Here is a 17,462-nt window from a genome sequence, read left to right as displayed (position 1 = left end):
CTTGTTGACGACGTTCGTCAACAAGGTGTCAACAACAAGAATCAATACCTAATAACAAAAACAGCGTTGAATGGATTATTGAATATGGTCTAGGAACTAATTATTTTGTACTCTGAAAGTGCTAAAAATCAATTTGATCAATCTAGTTCCCTCTCACTCGCTGTATGGCTTTTTGAGAAATAAATTGGCCATATTGAAAAAGCAAATGCTTTTCCAAGTCATGAGCTCCAGAATATCCATTAATTAATTGAAATACGCTTTTGATTATTTCTTCATCATCAATTGCTTCAATTAATCTAATAGCAACTATTTTAGATAATGAATCAACAAATTCTGACCATTTTTCATCAATAATGATTTTATTCCTCGACGCTGTTAAATTAACAACCAATTCACCAGATAATTTTATATCGTAAATAACTGGAAAGGGCCAATCTATATTGGCTGAATTATTATTTTCACCGACATTAAATAAATTATCATTAATACATATCCCCCCCATTGTTAAAAAGCCTTTTGATGGGATAGCTACAGTGCTTGTAGTATTTGTAACAAAAGTTATAACCTCATGTATAGATCCCGAATCAGAAACAAAACTCCTTTTAAATTCATTAATAGTTCTATCATCATCTGTATAATTTATTGTTGGCATGGATATCTCTGTCACTATTTTTTCATTGAACAAAAATAAGCATCTTATATTCCCTGATAATCCTTCAATAAGGCCATCAAGTGGTATATAAATTTCTTTTAGGTATTCGGTTAAATCGTCCCCTATGCACATTTCAATTTCCTGTCCGTAAGAATCATACTCTACAGTAAATTCATCTGTCTCAACGATAATCTTAGTAGAGTTGTAGCGAATAACCTCATTTAATATATTTAACAACTTTGAGTCAGCTTCTTGATCACCCGTATTTCCAAATGGATGTCCATCCTTTAAAAATAATTTAATCTTAGTTCCAGGATGTTCCCTGGATCCAATTTTTGCTAAAAATACACCTGACTCTCCTTCGATTTCAATATTTAATGGGTTTTCAGAGACTTGATAACGGTCTACTTTTCTTACCGTATCTACTTCAATTGAGTCAGAAACCATAAATGCTGATAAAAAACCAATACCAAACTTAGAAATAGGAGTGAAAGAATCAGATGCAGTAGCTATATCTTGATAGAACTCATCAGATCTATAATACGAAGAACCCACATTTGAAAAGTACTTTTTAATAATATTTTCATCCATTCCCATGCCGTTATCTTCTATTTCTAAGATATCGGTGTGTTCCTCTCTTTTAAACCTAATGTTTATAAGAGGTCTATATGTATTACCCCAGTCATTTTCTTTTATTGAGCGAAAGCGACAAGTGTCTAATGAATTTTGGAGCAATTCCCTTAAAGCGAATGCTGTATTACCATAAAGATTTGTACCCATTAAAAGCTCTATAATCTCAGATTGGTTTAATTTAAAATATGCATCGATGTAATGATATTTAGGATTCCCATTATCATCTTCAGCAATTCTAATTTGTGGTTTTACTATATTAGGTACATTAAGCTTATACTTATCTCTTAAATGTCTTCTGTCAAAAGAATAATTTAATTCTCTTAAAACAGCCTGACAACTTGTAATCTCTTGCTCAATGTATACACAGAAATCTTTTATAGATCTTTCAATAGCAGGGTGATCACATGTAGCTGAAAAAGTTATTTGTTCATTCGATAAACTCCACCCATCAATTGATCTGTGCTTTTTCCATTCTTCAAGACTTACAGGATGCTTAACTCCAATATGGTCAAATAAGACTTTTGGAGTCCTCTTGGAATCAAAATCAAATAAATCAGCTATTCTTAATATAATTGCAATATATGGAGCATTTACGTATTCATCAGTAGATACGAGTAAATTAGGATGAACATGTTGATCATTTCGAAGCAACGAATATGTGTTCTCATTATGACTTAAGCAAATCTTTCCTAGTACGGATGCAAAATTATAATTTTTGTAAACAAACCTTGATCTTTGAGAATTAACAATTTCCTTAGCTCGATCAGCATGAGTTTTTCTTATCCATTCTGATAGCCGATGCTTTTCAAGAAGATTTACCTGCTGATGATTTCCGGATGCAATATTTCTTCTTATTTTTCTTTGTAATGATGGGTTTGCAGCGCAATACCTATCATATTTCTCTTTTTGTTGTATTTCATAAGGACTCATGTCTTCCTTGCTAACACGACCAAGCCAAACATCTACTTCCCTTGCATCTGGTGCCATACCAATATCATGATAAAAAGCACTTAAAATTAATAATGCAATCTCTAAATTGCTCAAATCATTTACTTCATCAACTGGTATAAGCCTTTCCATTAAGTTCAAAACGTTAAAAAGGTGATCTCCGTCGTGTAAAGTGTATTGTTCCATATATCTGATAATTATTTTTGTTCTTTGATACGCATAATAACAAGCACTATCAATAATGGAAACTAGCGCATTAACTGCCACGTCAGACCTTCTTTTTAAAACATCATAAAATACTGAATTGTTCAGTTTATCAGTTACCTCAGATCTCCAACTATCCGCAACTATGTTAGTCATTAAATTTTCTATCCCCTTTTTACTACTATTTTCCTATGTAAAATGATACCATATAATTAGGCGTATAAGGTAGAAAAACTACTAAGGAGATTAAGGAATGAACCTTATAGATTTAGTTGAAGATGGATTCCACGTGGATAACTTTAAGAGAGTTGTTATAGAGGAGATTGGGGAACAGTCGACTGTTGACTTAATTTCCACTGCGAAAAAGATATTTCAACATGCTCCATCCCCAAACTATGATAAAAGCAGTAAGTTAGGTCTCTTATATGGTCTTGTCCAAAGCGGGAAAACCAATATTATTAATATGACAATTGCACTTGCCGCGGACAACAGCTACAAATTCTTCATACTACTTACGGATAACAACAACGACCTACAACAACAAACTTTAAAAAGATCCCAAGAATCTTTACCAGGAATGTACGTTAACCAAATAAGTACATTAATGCTTGAACCGCACGAATACGTAGAAGAAACAATAAATGATGAAGGTATAGTCGTTGTATGCAAAAAAAATTCTTCAGACTTAACAAAATTACTAGAATTTTTGGATCAATATGAAATACACAATATACCTAGTCTGATTATTGATGATGAAGCTGACGCTGTTGGATTAAATACAAACCAACGATATGAAGACAGACCACCTAGCACTATAAATCAATATCTGAACAATATTATTTCAGCTTTAGATCTAAATTTATTTTTACAGGTTACAGCCACACCTCAAGCAATAATATTGCAGAAAGATTTCTTATCACCTAGTTTTGTTGAGTTAGCTACAGTCGGAAATGGTTATATTGGTATTGAGACTTTATTTCTTGATAATAAAGACACCGTAATTAGAGAATTAAAAAAAGACGAAATAAACTTATTTACTGATGAAGAAAATAATGATTATATTGATTTCAACGTGCCTGCTGGTTTGAAGCAAGCTCTATGCTCATTTTATATTGCAGCCACTCTAAAGATTATGACAGAACAAACAACGAAGAAACCAACCAGCTATACTTTTTTATGTCATATAAGCCCTTTACAGAAAGTGCATGAAAAAATAAAATACTTTATTGACAGATTTAAAACTGATTTGAAAGTAACCATTAAGCATAAAGTTGAGAATGATATATTAAAAACATTGAAAGAAGAATTCTTAGATTTAAGTAAAACTTTTAATACCAAGGAATTAAATTTCGAAAAGGTATTAATAACACTATCACGAAATCTTGTTAATAGTAGTGTCAGGGTTCTAAATTCCTCCACAGATAATGAAGTGGCTTCTAATTACCGATATAATATTTTAATTGGTGGTAACAAATTTAGTAGAGGATTAACAATCCCAAGACTTTTAACAACTTATTACGGTAGACATTCAGCTACCCCACAAGTTGATACTCTTATTCAACATGCGAGAATGTGTGGCTATAGATCTGTAGATTTAGATGTTACTCGCATATTTATCCCGAACGACCTTGTAGATCTATTTGAAACAGTTTCAATTCATGATAAAACACAGAGAGAAATAATAGCAAAAAAAGGAATACAAAATACTCTATATTTGGATTTCAATAAAATAAAACCTACTCGTCCAAATGTAATACCGAAAGCTGTAGGAGCATTTCAAGCTGGGGCCATATATTTCCCTAAAGTACCTGAATTTCGTAAGGGATTTGTTGAAGATACTACAAAAGGTATCAATAAGGTAGTTAAGAGTAAATTCCCTAATAGCAAAACCTTATATGATATTTCGTTAGAAGAAATGAAACTACTTTTAAATAAAATAACTGTATTAAAAAATGGAGGATGGAATAGCAAAGTAATCACTCAATACCTTGATTGGCTTATTGAGAAAGATAAGAAGAGCGGTCTTTTTTTCTATTCTCTAGATAATGACATTGGCTTTAGCGAGACGCGTGAAGGCATTGGTGCAATTTTATCTGAAGAAGCTAACGACTATTTTAGAAATATAGGTTTAGATGATAAACCTATATTAATTCTATATAGGATAGTCGGCAGTAAAGAAAAAGATTGGGATGGCGAAAAATTTTGGGTCCCCTTATTCAAATTTCCATCTGACCACAATATCCTTTATAATCTCGATAATAATTGATTTGCGTTGCTCGCCTGATTAGTAGAAGCTAATCGGAAGTATCCGCTTACGATTTAGCTTTTACTGATAAAATGACTGGAAGTACACAATGAACTGTGACCCCATTTGTGGATCCTTTTGAAAAGGGGCGATATTTATCAAGCACCAATGAGATGGCTTCTGTATTCATCAGGAGTCATCTTTTTTAATGTCCATTGAACCCGTTCGGTATTATAGTAAGTGATGTACTCGTTGACACGAACTCGTAGTTCTTGAAGGGATGAGCAATCCTTGAGCTCTAATTCATCTTTCATATGTCTCAAGAACGTCTCCATCGAAGCATTATCCCAGCAGCTTCCCTTCCGTGACATGGATTGTTTGAATCCAGCTTTGGCAATCAGGGAACGAACATCAGGATGCGTGTAATGAAATCCCTGGTCAGAATGAAAGATAGTCTCAGAGTGTACTTCCCCATCTAAACGGTTAAGCAGCCGTCTAAGTGTTCGTTTAACAAGAGACAATTCCAAGAGGATGATAGGTAGTGAGCTAAGATTTCTTTGCACCATCCTTTACACAGGACAAATAAGCCCACTGGCCATTTCCATAACGCATATAAGTAATGTCTGTTAGCAATACCATTTCAGGCTCTCCCTGGGTCAAACTGACGCTTCAGGATGTTCGGGCAGGTACGATGCTCTTGTGTGGCATTAGCCATTTTACGATAGGGATTAGCTTGTCGTATGACAGCAACCAATCTAAATTTCCGCATCAAACGACGAATTTTCTTGTGGTTCATAACGATCCCATTAAGACGTTCTACCTCATCTTTATGAAAAGCGCGCCTGCCTTCCATCTAAGTGCATCAAAGTGCGCCTTAATAAGCTAAAAGTCTCATTCATCGGCAGCCTCTCGAAGTTGGCGGTGTTCTTCCGCCGTGAACCAGCGATAATACCCACTTGCGCTTACCTCAGCAAGCCCACATAGATAGCGGATTACACGTCTCAAACCATGCTTACGAACGACCTGGTTGATCAGCTGAAAGCGCTCGGAAGACGTTAGTAATTCATTGTTGTCTTTGTGCCTTTCGAGCGCTTCTAGCTTTTTTAAGAGTTCGTTCTCGGCTTCCAGGGCTTGATACGTGCCTCAGCAAGACGGAGTTTTTCCTCAACCGCTATCTCACTGCTGATCGGTCTTCCTGTGCTTCCTTTCCCCCTGCGCTCTTCCAGCAGTCCGGCTTCACCCGAATAAGCATACATTTTACGCCAACGCTCCAGACATCTCTTTGGCGTCTCCTGTCCGATAAGTTCAACGTTAAATCCTGCCAGTATGAAAATCTCCATTGGTGTACGCCCCGTTTGATTGGCTTGAACAGCTGTAATCTTAAAGGAAGGGGAATACGTGATATTTTTCTCCGATACGCGAAGTACGGATGGATTCGACTCTATTACCTTAATCTCTTGCTCCGTAAAAACTCGTCTGATTTTCCCCATGATCTACATCCCCACAACTCTTCTAATCTGATTAAAACACAAATGACCCACAAGAGGGCACTTTTTTCAAAGTGTCCATCTTACGGGTCACAGTTCACAAATGAGTTAGCTATCTTTTTCATTTAGAAAAAAAAGAACACTCTTGACTAATTGGGCATTGTAAATGCTTTGGTTTTTTGTCAGTACACACTACACCTGCAAGATCAAGCACTGCTAAATTAGCTGCTCTTGTACTGTCCATCCCTTCAAAATGGGACCTTATTTTAGACGCTAACTCCTTGTCCATTCGAGGTCTCGGATTCTTAGATGTATAACCGAAATATCTTGTAAAGAGCCGAATAACATTCGTATCAATTGGAACAACCGGTTGGTCAAATGCATAGCAGAGGATAGCATTTGCAATATAATCACCAATCCCAGGAAGCTTAGTTAATTCTTTATAATCGTTTGGAACATTACCGTTATGCTGGTTGCGGATTATCTCAGCGGTTTTTATTAGTCTTTCTGCCCGGTATCTTAGCCCAATAGGAGCAATGATTTCTTCCACTGTTTCAATATTTGCCCTTGCTAGTTCACTTATATCAGGATATTTAAGCAGCAACTGTTCATACACTTCCTGAACTTTACGTACGTGTGTCTGTTGAAGCAAAAATTCTGCTAATAAAATTCGAAAAGGTTCTTTCGTATTTCGCCAAGGGAAGTGGTGCCGACCATTTTCGGAATACCATGCCAGCAAACTTTCCCAAAAAAAAGAGTCTTCTCTCATTTTTTCACCACTTCTGTTTTTCGTATTATGTTCTATTCTTACCCATATCAGCAGCGTAAATAATTTAGACTTATAAATTCCCACCGTTTATTAACGTCCAATAATAATTAATAAAACACTCATACCAGTCCCCGGTAGTGAGTGTTTTTATTTATTTCGAAATCAAATGATATTACTCAATTGCTTCGTATATTCATCTTTAAACTGCACCCAGCAGGCTTCCTGCTTAGCCCATTGAGTTACATTTCGATCACCGGCAGAATCGCGAAGGAAGAATAATGCCTTATCTGCAATAATCCGTATTACTTCATCCCATTTATCGGAAAGTGTTTGCCTATTCCATACATCCAGCAGCTCTATCCTTTTTCCATAAATATGATGGAGCATAGCCACAGTATAATAAATTACATTTGCTCTATACCCCTGTAGTCGCATAGATTCCACAATATCGGTGACATGGAAATTAATAATCGTTCTTGCTATTAGTTTTTGATAAACCTCGATTGTTACTTCACTCAATGGAATGAGCTCATCGTTTTCATCCTTATCGTATTTCCAATACTGCTTGTTTTGCTCCATAAACCGCTTAAAGGCCTCTTCTCCACCTTTACTTGATATGTGTGGAAAACCTTCGCATGACATAAAATGTTTAGCTAAGTCAACTTTGGTAATCACCTTTTCACTTGGGTACTGCTTTTTAAATTCATTCTGTTCCTTACCACGTTTACGTCTATTCAAATCAACTGCATATTGACCTCTCGCGCGTTCAAAGTACCATTTGCTCTCAGCTTTACGTCCATCGTTAGTCGGTATCCATGTATCCCTAGAAAATTTCTCTAAGTCAGACATAAACCTAGAGTTGGCTAGCAAGTCAGAGTTATTTATTTTATTCTGTGTATTCGCATACTTTGAAATATTTGATACCATTTCATCTTCAAGAAGCTGCTGATCTTTTTCTTGATTTGCTTCAACATGTAGAATTGTTAATTTGGCCTGAACATAAACATCCGTTAAATCGACTCCACTCTTATAAGCCTGGTGGATGGATGCAGTCGTTTGGCCACCGTTAACAATTTGCCAGCCCGTCAATCCTTGAATTCGGAAAAGATTAATGTTTTCATTTATTTTCTCGATATCCCCTGCACGAGCTACACTAGAGATACCATTATTATAACTGACAAACATTCGCCGCTCATTTGGATCTTTTAGTGTCTTCAAAATCCCCTTATTGGTACCGCCTTTCGCTTGCAGAAAGGATCTGACATTCCGCTCAACGAGTTTAGACCCCCATTGATCATATGCTTTCGCAAGCAGCTCGGCAGGTATAAAACCTACATAACATGAAAAATAATTCATGGTTCCTTCATGTTGAGTATTAGGAACATACATCATTTCAAAAGTCTGTCCTAATTCATGTTCGAAGTCGATATGAATTGTTTGGATTCCTTGCTCGGCCAATATCATTTGAAGAATGCGATCTATATCCCATACTTGAACATTGACTGTTTCAATACCAGGGATAGATAGCTCAATAGGTTTATTCGCAGTATAGAACATGTTAGTCAAAACAAAAATATTTACTTCATCGATATCACTAATGTTTTCAGATATTAGTACAGCCAAATCTCGAGCTTGCAGAGAATGATCGATTGTTTGAGCCAATGTTTTAGCATTCGTAATAAACCGTTTAGCCTGATTAGCCAAATCGGTCAACATAGTCATACTTATTGAAATTAAATCCTGCTCATTCTGCTCGAAGTTATAATTTGCTACGTATAGATCAAGAACACGTTGACTCTCATCAAATGAATATGCATTAACAGCAATCTTATTTTGTGCATATGGAGGAATTAAAATATCCGGTTCAACATCTCGTTCCATAAACAACAGCATTTTTTCAAGAAAAGGCACAAGGTAAACGCCTGTTTTTGCTGCCCTCTCTTCTATTTCTTCAAGAAATCCCTTCAGGAATTCACTTCTTTGTCTGCTTTCCAGCATTTAATGAGTCCCCCATCACAAATCAAATACCTCTTCTACTTTTCTCTCAAATTCAGCACAATGTGTAAGATCTATACTGTAGCTAACATGAGATATTCCCTTTGGGAGATCTTCCTGTAATATTCTTGGGAAGTTCGCCGCGGCTTCATATACCTCTACTTTATCTACAAAAAAGAAATCATCGGTATAATCATTTTCTTTAAACCTTAAATCCTCAAGAAGGTCATTAAACTTTAATAACATGCGGTCTGAGCGGCTTGCAATTTTTTTGCGAACCTCATTAACAAGGGAATATAGAGAAATGCCATGAGTTTTGCTTGGTTCTATAAAGCAAACATAGAGATATATACTAGTAACTGCATTGGTCAACCTTAACTGATTTTCGTTTGAAATTTTTATTGTCTTGTTTAACTTATTTAATGCCGTTTTAATCTCTACACCGCGTTTAGAATGCTTAAAGTCAATTCGACCACTAGTTGGACCTTCCCATTGTTCAATTATAAGTGGCGGAGAAGTTGGAAACCGATTAAGCCAATCCTGTATATACCACAGCTCCCCAAAAAGTCCCCGTTGCTGTTCTTCGGTTAGTTTACGGTAACCGCCTTTTTGAAAAAATACACGCCATCTCTCAAGCACCTTGTATATTACTGAAAATATTGATTCATTCTCTACCCTTAGCAGCAAATGATCCACGACATTCTGCAGTACAACTTCAAATATCTCTGTACCATGTTCAGCCTCTTGCCTCAATACAAGAAAATAATGGCCCCTCAATAATGCCAATTTTTCGTAATACTCAATTTGAATAGATAAACCTCGCCATTTTGGAAGTGCCTTAAGCTGATCTGTCTCCCAAGATTCAAAACCTAAATCAATATACAACTGCCTAGTCATACTTGCAGTATCTACACCTGCAAAAAGTATAGGATTTTCAGCCGTTAGGACCCTCAATTTGTATACTTCTTGCTGAGATTGGTTGTTTATTTCATTAATCATCTGCTCATATTCTAATTTAAGATTCAGCATTCAGCACATCTTCCCTACTATATGAGAATACTTACTTAATAGTTTTATTTACTTCATAAATCTTAGAATCATCTAAAACTGAATCTGGAAACGAGATTCCGATTCCAATCGGTACCATGTTCTCACAAAAGGCAAATCCTAAGTCGTCAAATACTTTTACTTTAGGGTGAAGCGGGTAAATAAGAAGCATCCCATTTTCATTTGGTCTCAGTTTTCTAATCTCTTGCTTGTCTTTCATATTCTTTATTTCATCATGATCGAGATCAATAAATTCCTGCCGCGAAGCAACTATAGCCCGTATATCAATTTTCGCCTGTGCTTGATTGTTATACTCTTCCGCATTAACACCACGAACTACAGCTGAGCCAATCTCTAATGTCCCAAGTCGTACTGGAAACTTCTCAAGACCACTCTTATCGCTTGGATCTCCTTCAACTACTGCTACGGTCCAATATAATAGCTCTCCAATATCATTAACTTGCTGAATATAATTTACAATCTTGGTGCTATCAACTTTATCAGCCCCTTGGCTGGTTTTATATTCAGATAAGAATGTTAATACTTTATCGACGCCAACTTTCTGAGCCATGTAGTAACCCGTTTTCCCCGAGCCTATACGTGTCTTTTGGAAATCGGAGGATAATTTATTTGTTAAAGTCTCTGTTACTTTCATATTGTGAGAAAAAAAAGATTCCTTGTTCTCATATATACGTGTTTGCTGCAGGGTCAGTCTATAAATTACATTTGTTATAGAGGCATTTCTCATTTTTAACGGACTTGTTAATGTCATAGTTGGATGACTCAGCATTTTTACTGCGTATTCCAATGGTGTCTTTTTTGCTTTTGCCAGCCTATCAAATTCTCTCCGCAGTTCAATCATGGCAATGGCAAGATGTTCAAAATTAGAAGCAATCTCTGCGGTAGTGTAGATTCTGCATAAGTCCATATATCCCTTTCGATAACCAAACCAGCGTCCCATCTGCATTAAAGTATCGTACATTAACGAATTCCTAAAATAGTAGGTAATGCTGAGTCCCTCAAGCGTAAGTCCACGTGATAGCTTGTCTCCGCCAACTGCGATTACGTTTAAACCGTCCTCTTTATATTGGTGATAGTCTAATGCATCTTTACTATTTCCATTTATTTCGAAAACACTGACTTTGTTAGAACTTTCCTTAAGCTCCTGATAAACCTCATCCCAGCTGAATTCTTTTACGTCACCAGGCCATGCTTTGCTTGTTGGAATTATATCTTTCTCATAAAGCTCTTTAAGTGCGTTTACAATCATACTATTTTCGTTATATTGAATTTGCGTAATAATTTCTTTGAATACTTTGTCAACGCCGTCTTTTACACTCGACTGAACATCTTTAAAACGCGAGGTATGAATAAGCATTGAATTATGTTTGTTCCGCTGACCTCGCAGATTTCGTACAGCGATCGTTAAAAGAAATGCCAAGATGGATTCCTCCATCTGAGGAGGAACCTCTTCAAATTTATCAGCGTCACCTTTTGTTTTAATTCCAGTAAAGACTTCTATATCCGCATCCCTTAAAGGGCGAATTAAACTTGGGCGCGGATCGTCTGCTTCTTCTTCAACATTAAAGAATTCTTCTGGACCACAGTATTCTTTAGGTTTGGGGAGCCCAACAAGAAAATCCTTTGGATAAAGATCCTTACCTTCATCTTCCGTTTTGGCCTCAGCACTAATTAATAAATTTGCAAAGGGCGTTGCTGTATAACCCACATAACATCTCCTGTTGAATACCTCCAATATCTGCCGTATTAGCTTATTAATAGTTTTTGGATCTTCATCCTTGGAGGTATCAACCGATGCCTGATCTGCTTCATCATCAATAATTAAGACAGGAATATCTAAACTAAATAACTTCTTCTGGTATTCGAGCTGATTTTTCAGCGACTCCAGAACAATACTATTCTTTTTAACAACCATAAGAGTTTTTTGATTCAAATTAAAAATACCACTTGGTTCAGACGAGATATCACGTTCCACAGTAGTCCAAGAAGAAATAATATGATTAGGAGTATTTGCATAGATTTGGGCAACTCCAACCGGCTTTCCAGTCTTATCGACTCTACTGCCAATGACTTCTTCATCTAATCTTAACTGTGTCTGGGCCCGGAGGTCATTATGTACCCCTGATAACACAATTACCAACTTATATCCAATATCGTAAGCTTTATTAATTAACCCTGTGAAGTTGGCAGTTTTCCCAGATTGCACATATCCTAAAACAAGCCCACGCTTGTCAAAAGGATAAATATCCTCTGGGTTGCCCAAGGATCGCATGATTTCGTTTGTTGAATCATCAATGGAGTCAACGGCCTCTTGATCCCAATTCTTGACTCTAATTAAATAGTCTCTGTAACGGGTCCAAAAAAAAGCTCCAAAGAGTAATTTGGGGCTGTACCAATTTCTCTCTTCTTCTGAACGTAATACAGGTGTTTTTATGATGTCAAAACCAACATTAAATTTCATATACATTTCTAACGACCACTGCTCAACCAAACTTTCTCCTATGTTTTGACCTTGAATTACGAGCTTCGAAAATTCTAATGCCTTCTTAGCTGCTTTCTCTTGGCTGGGCAAAACAGACTTCAAATTCATATAATTAGTCGCAAAAGTGTTTTCAAATAACTTTTTCGCCTCATTCATGACTGACATTCGCCTCTTCTATAATTGATTTCAACGTTTTGCGATTTAAAACATCAAAAGCAGGTTGAGTAACAAGTGCATCTATCAACTGCTGCATATTTTGTACAACTTGAAGTTTAATTAAGGTAGAAGCAAACTGGATCACTAACTCTTTCATGGCATCGGTAACTATTTGAATTGATTCTTCCTCTACTTTGGGTGAATCGGTTATATTACTGGGTGACCCCAACTGAACAAACTTTAAATACAAGTTAAGCAGCTTCGAAGTTTCATCATCTATTTTTTTCTGTATTTCTGATAAAATAGGGTGATTTCTATTTAATACAAATTGCTGCCCTTCATCGCTACCTGATAACTCCCAAGTATTGAGACTCCCTTTGAAGGTTTGACTAGGATGGGACCCTTGAGTCCGATAATAAAAGACATCGCGCGAAATTTTACGAACAAATCTTGCAATTGTTTCAAGTCTTGTTTTTGCATTATCTGGAGGAATAACTGCAGACTTTTTAATATCTACCTGCCAATCTTCATCTGCAGCATTTGGTAAATCGATTCGGACTCTTGCCAGTTGGGATGAAGTATCCTTTTGAAACATTCCCAACCAATCTCCATAATGCAGTAATCTATTCTCACGATATATATAAAAGCCTTGATGATCTCTCCATCCTCTGCTGCCCCCTGCCCTTTTGTATTCCATTTCATTTAAGAATGAAGCATGAGGAAGAACATAATATTTTACTTTAATTTTGTTTCCATTTATGTTTAGAACCTGCGTTTCACCTTCCAGAGTAGAAGGGTGTTTAACCATAAAAGGGTCCCAGGGATCTAGCTCGTTTCCATTTAGGATAACCTGAACCTTACCGTTTTCTATGATTGAATGAAAAACAAACTCTAAGTGATGATGTATACGACGGACTTTGGCATAGAAACTGCTTTCATGTATCGTGTTTAGGCCTCCCGCTCCCATAAACCGATCCAGTTTATCAATACATATTACTGTGCCGCTATCACCTTCAATATCGCACATGAATTGCCTAACTTCATCCGGAATCGCCGTAAACAGCTGCCATTCATTGCATTTGGAGACATGATCTAGATCCCAGCAGCGCTGCGCATAAATTCCATTCTGTTTTGTAAGAACACTCAAGCGCTTACCTAGAGAAAATGAGGCTGTCTTCAGCCCCATACCAAATCTTCCGAGTTCATTTGGCTGCCTATCTGCACGCGGGTCTTTGGAACCAATATTCATTGCAGCTTGAAGCGTATCTTCATTCATTCCATGACCATTATCCGCAATAATTATGGCACCATCGTTTCCAAAACACATAAATTGGAGAATGATTTTAGTCGCTTTTGCATCTAGGCTGTTATCAATCAAATCTGCTATTGCAGTCCCTGCATTATACCCTAGAGAACGAAGTGCATGGACGATAGGGGTAGCTGATGGCTGAGATATAACTATACTCATAGTTGGTACTCCTATGTTTTAATAAATATTTCCGATTATTATATATACAGCAATATTCGACATAGAAGACCTATATCCTTTATGTAACAACGTTATCCTTTTTTTCAAAAGACGGATTGTAATATGAAGTGCGACAGCTAGAACAACAAAGAGGCCCATGAAGGGATTCGTGTAAAATGGAAGTTACCACACAACCATTTTTCTACAGGAGAACCCAACATGAGCTACTCCCATCTTAGCATAATCGAACGTGGACAACTAGAGACGCTGCATCGGTTGGGCTGGTCGACACGCGCGATTGCCTGTCAGCTAGGTCGTCATCACGCCACCATTGCTCGTGAACTGAATCGTAGTCAATCAGGTCCGTGTTATGGAGCCCTGAGAGCCCAACAGGCGTATCAGGAGCGGAGAGCTGCAAGCGTACCTGCTGGTAAATTCACGCCTGAGCTTGCATCAGCGCTTCAGGACAAGCTGAAGCAAACCTGGTCCCCCGAACAGATTGCTGAAAAACGCAGATGTGAAGGTGTCAACATCAGTTGAAAATTCCCCAAAACAATCACTCGAAAATTCCCCAAATTCATCGGTCGGCTTCTGCGTCTCCTGACGGTTCAGGACGGAAGAAGCCGGCCTTTTTCTTCTCCCTGATGCGGTAGCTTTCGCCCTTAATGTTGACGGTACTGGAGTGGTGGAGGAGGCGATCGAGGATCGCCGTAGCCAGCACGGAATCACCGAAGATGTCGCCCCAGGCACCGAATGTTTTGTTAGATGTAAGCAGGATCGAGCCGCGCTCATATCGCTCCGAGACAATCTGGAAGAAGAAGTGAGCTGCTGTTTCGTCCATCTTGCGGTACCCAATCTCATCGACGATGAGCAGGTCGGGCTTGATGAACATCTTGATCTTCTGCTTAATCGTGTTCGTCAAATGAGCAGATTGCAGCGTCTGTACCAGGTCATGCGCCGTAATGAAATAGACGGTGTACCGCCGCTTGATCGCCTCGAGCCCAAGTGCCACAGCCAAGTGTGTCTTTCCCACACCCGGGGGACCAAGGAAGATGAGATTCTCCTGGTGCTCCACAAAGCGGAGTGTAGACAGATCCCGGATTCGGCGCTCGTCAACAGACGGCTGGAAGGCAAAGTCGAACTGGTCCAGCGTCTTACGAAACGGCAGGTGGGCAAGGCGCGTTCGCGTTTGAATGAACCGGTCATGCTTGAATAGTAATTCTTCGGCCAGAAGCTTGTCCAAAAACTCCAGATACGGTATATTCGCTTTAGACGCTTCTTCGGCGTGCTGATGGATGATTTCCGGTATGCGGACCCACCCAAAGTGGCGGATCGCCGCCTCCAATCTCTCTTGCAGAATCATTGGAACACCGCCTCTTCCATGAGCGATTCGTAGACCGAAAGCGAGCGTTCCAACACTTCTGGTGCTGCTTGTGGGACATAACGAGGCGTGGGCTCTCCAACCGGACGACTCGATGTACTGCGAATGCCCTCGAAGTGTTTTTTATTGCTGACGATTTGATGCCGCCCCATGGATTTCGGATGCTCGGCGACGAGTTCTCCGCCGCAGTAGAAACGAAGCGTGCCGTTTTTCTCATCCTCGATTTCCACCACAGAGCCGACGTACTGAAACGGTACGGTATACCGATTCGCTTCGAATGAGACGTAGCAGTCGCTCGAAACCTTGCGCTGATGCCGCTCGGCGTAGGCGAAGCGGACCTCGGTGACCGGGCTGAGCGTCTCTTCTTTCCACATCTCCCAAGGCACTCGGAAGGTTGTACCGTGCAGCCGCCGGTTGGCGATGGCATCCATCCAGTGACGCGCCTGTGTATTGAGATCCTGCAGTCCGGTGAAGGTGCTTATGCGCGGCCAGAAGTTCTTGCGTACATAGCCGACGCCGTTTTCCACTTTCCCTTTGGTGCGTGCCCGGTACGGTTTGCAACGGCGCAGCGTGAAGCCGTAATGCCCGGCAAACCGGGCGAACTGCTCATTCCAGATGGTTTCGCCGCTTTCGTCCTGCCCGGTGACGACGGTCTTCATATTGTCGTACAGACAGGTTCGGGTCACGCCGCCGAAGAACTCGAACGCTCTCGAATGACAACCCATGAGCGTGTCCAGCCGACTGTCCTCCGTAAACTCCACATACAACGCCCGCGAGTAGCCCAGCACCATGATGAAGGCATACAGCCTTTTCAGCCGGCCGTCTTGCTCAATTTTGAATTCGCCCCAGTCCACCTGCGCCTGCTCACCGGGCTGCGTTTCGAACCGCTCGGTCGCTTTCGACAGGACGGCCGGCCTCAGGGGCTGCATGAAGAGACGAAGCATGGTACTGCCGCCGGTATAGCCTTTCGCCCGAATTTCGTCCAGGATGACCATGGCATTCAGGCAGCCTTCCGCCATACGGCGCTTTATGTAATCTTTGTAGGGGTCCAATTTCCCCGCTGTCGGCTTACGTTTTGGGTAGCCCCCCGGCTCGCCTGCCTGCAGCCACTTCCGAATCGTCTTGCGATCCTTCCCCAGTTCATCTGCGATTTGTGTGATGCTCATGCCTCTTTCCCTCATATCCTTCATCTTGTAAAACTCCCCGTTCTTGACCAATCTCGACTCTCTCCCTCCGGAGAGTATGTCGGCGGTGGGTGGGGAATTTTCAAGCGATGATATTGGGGATTTTACTACCGATTCTCACAAAGGGAAACCCTTCGTCTGCTTTAAGACCATCTACAGGTGGATCTATGACGGCCTTCTGTCGGTTGTAGAGACCGTTCTGCGGCATAAAGGCAAGCGGCGTAAACCCATGGAAACACGGGGTCGCTTCCTCATCGGCACTCCGATCAGTCAGCGCCCCAAAGAAGTGCGTAAACGTACGACCTTCGGGCATTGGGAACTCGATACCGTTGTGTCCAGTCGAGGGAATAGCAAGGCTTGTGCCGCTACTTTCATGGAGCGCAAAACACGCTTCTACTTCGCCGTAAAGATGCCCGATCGCACCGCGCATTCCATGGAAGTTGCCTTCGGTGTAGTCGCCAGTCAATACCCGCAAGGGACCTTTCAGACGGCGACAACCGATCGCGGCAAAGAATTTGCTTGTTATGCCGCGCTAGAGCACGTTCACGGCACGAAAGTTTATTTTGCAGATCCGTTTTCCTCCTGGCAGCGAGGTTCTAACGAAAACGGAAATGGCCTCCTCCGGGAGTTTTTTCCCAAGGGTCATGATCTAGCGACGGTTTCGGACGAGGAACTGGCAGCGGCCATCCGCCTCATCAACCATCGCCCTCGTAAATGCCTTGGCTGGATGTCTGCTTACGAATCTTTCATGGACGAACTGTCGCACTTGGTTTGACAATCCGTCAAAATA

Annotated in this window: 12 protein-coding genes and 1 pseudogene; 3 read left to right on the top strand and 10 right to left on the bottom strand. The window is 39.8% G+C overall.

The window, feature by feature from the left end; all coding sequences use genetic code 11:
- Window positions 1-142: 142 nt before the first annotated feature.
- Window positions 143-2,593, bottom strand: a complete 2,451-nt coding sequence (locus PD282_RS03670) for an HD domain-containing protein (protein ID WP_274649030.1) — start codon at window positions 2,591-2,593, stop codon at window positions 143-145.
- A 97-nt stretch (window positions 2,594-2,690) separates the two neighbouring features.
- Between PD282_RS03670 and PD282_RS03665 the strand changes: the two genes are divergently transcribed.
- Window positions 2,691-4,703, top strand: a complete 2,013-nt coding sequence (locus PD282_RS03665; RefSeq protein ID WP_274649029.1) for a Z1 domain-containing protein — start codon at window positions 2,691-2,693, stop codon at window positions 4,701-4,703.
- 137 nt (window positions 4,704-4,840) lie between these two features.
- On the opposite strand, the gene PD282_RS03660 is transcribed toward PD282_RS03665, so the two are convergent.
- From PD282_RS03660 to PD282_RS03630, 7 genes are all read right to left on the bottom strand, one after another.
- Entirely contained in the window at window positions 4,841-5,248 is a 408-nt protein-coding gene (locus tag PD282_RS03660; protein ID WP_274649028.1) for an integrase core domain-containing protein, read from the bottom strand.
- Window positions 5,249-5,785: 537 nt separating this feature from the next.
- Window positions 5,786-6,172 (bottom strand): HTH domain-containing protein, encoded by a 387-nt coding sequence (locus tag PD282_RS03655; RefSeq protein WP_274649027.1) that lies wholly within the window; start codon window positions 6,170-6,172, stop codon window positions 5,786-5,788.
- 118 nt (window positions 6,173-6,290) lie between these two features.
- On the bottom strand, window positions 6,291-7,022 hold the full coding sequence (locus PD282_RS03650) for an HhH-GPD family protein (protein WP_274649026.1): 732 nt from the start codon (window positions 7,020-7,022) through the stop codon (window positions 6,291-6,293).
- A gap of 78 nt (window positions 7,023-7,100) precedes the next feature.
- A complete protein-coding gene (locus PD282_RS03645) occupies window positions 7,101-8,936 on the bottom strand; it encodes an AIPR family protein (RefSeq protein ID WP_274649025.1) in 1,836 nt (611 codons plus the stop codon).
- A gap of 15 nt (window positions 8,937-8,951) precedes the next feature.
- Window positions 8,952-9,962, bottom strand: a complete 1,011-nt coding sequence (locus tag PD282_RS03640) for a PD-(D/E)XK motif protein (RefSeq protein ID WP_274649024.1) — start codon at window positions 9,960-9,962, stop codon at window positions 8,952-8,954.
- Between the two features lie 31 nt (window positions 9,963-9,993).
- Complete coding sequence (locus tag PD282_RS03635) at window positions 9,994-12,639, bottom strand: Z1 domain-containing protein (RefSeq protein WP_338045156.1); 2,646 nt, start codon at window positions 12,637-12,639, stop codon at window positions 9,994-9,996.
- Window positions 12,632-14,107 (bottom strand): ATP-binding protein, encoded by a 1,476-nt coding sequence (locus PD282_RS03630; protein WP_274649022.1) that lies wholly within the window; start codon window positions 14,105-14,107, stop codon window positions 12,632-12,634. Before PD282_RS03630 ends, PD282_RS03635 begins: the two co-directional genes overlap by 8 nt.
- Before the next feature lie 219 nt (window positions 14,108-14,326).
- Here PD282_RS03630 and PD282_RS03625 point away from each other — a divergent pair.
- Window positions 14,327-14,632, top strand: a pseudogene (locus PD282_RS03625) (transposase); the annotation flags it as partial.
- Between the two features lie 52 nt (window positions 14,633-14,684).
- On the opposite strand, the gene istB reads toward PD282_RS03625, so the two are convergent.
- Together istB and istA are read right to left on the bottom strand one after the other, a co-directional pair.
- Window positions 14,685-15,470, bottom strand: a complete 786-nt coding sequence (gene istB, locus PD282_RS03620; protein WP_274648771.1) for an IS21-like element helper ATPase IstB — start codon at window positions 15,468-15,470, stop codon at window positions 14,685-14,687.
- A complete protein-coding gene (gene istA / locus PD282_RS03615) occupies window positions 15,467-16,669 on the bottom strand; it encodes an IS21 family transposase (RefSeq protein WP_274654975.1) in 1,203 nt (400 codons plus the stop codon). Before istA ends, istB begins: the two co-directional genes overlap by 4 nt.
- A 61-nt stretch (window positions 16,670-16,730) precedes the next feature.
- On the opposite strand from istA, the gene PD282_RS03610 reads away from it, so the two are divergent.
- Entirely contained in the window at window positions 16,731-17,447 is a 717-nt protein-coding gene (locus PD282_RS03610) for an IS30 family transposase (protein WP_274649020.1), read from the top strand.
- Window positions 17,448-17,462: the final 15 nt, after the last annotated feature.

It is taken from the genome of Paenibacillus humicola, assembly GCF_028826105.1.
Taxonomy (GTDB): domain Bacteria; phylum Bacillota; class Bacilli; order Paenibacillales; family Paenibacillaceae; genus Paenibacillus_Z; species Paenibacillus_Z humicola.
Note: the sequence above shows the minus strand (reverse complement) of the source record. Positions and strands in the feature narration are given on the sequence as shown.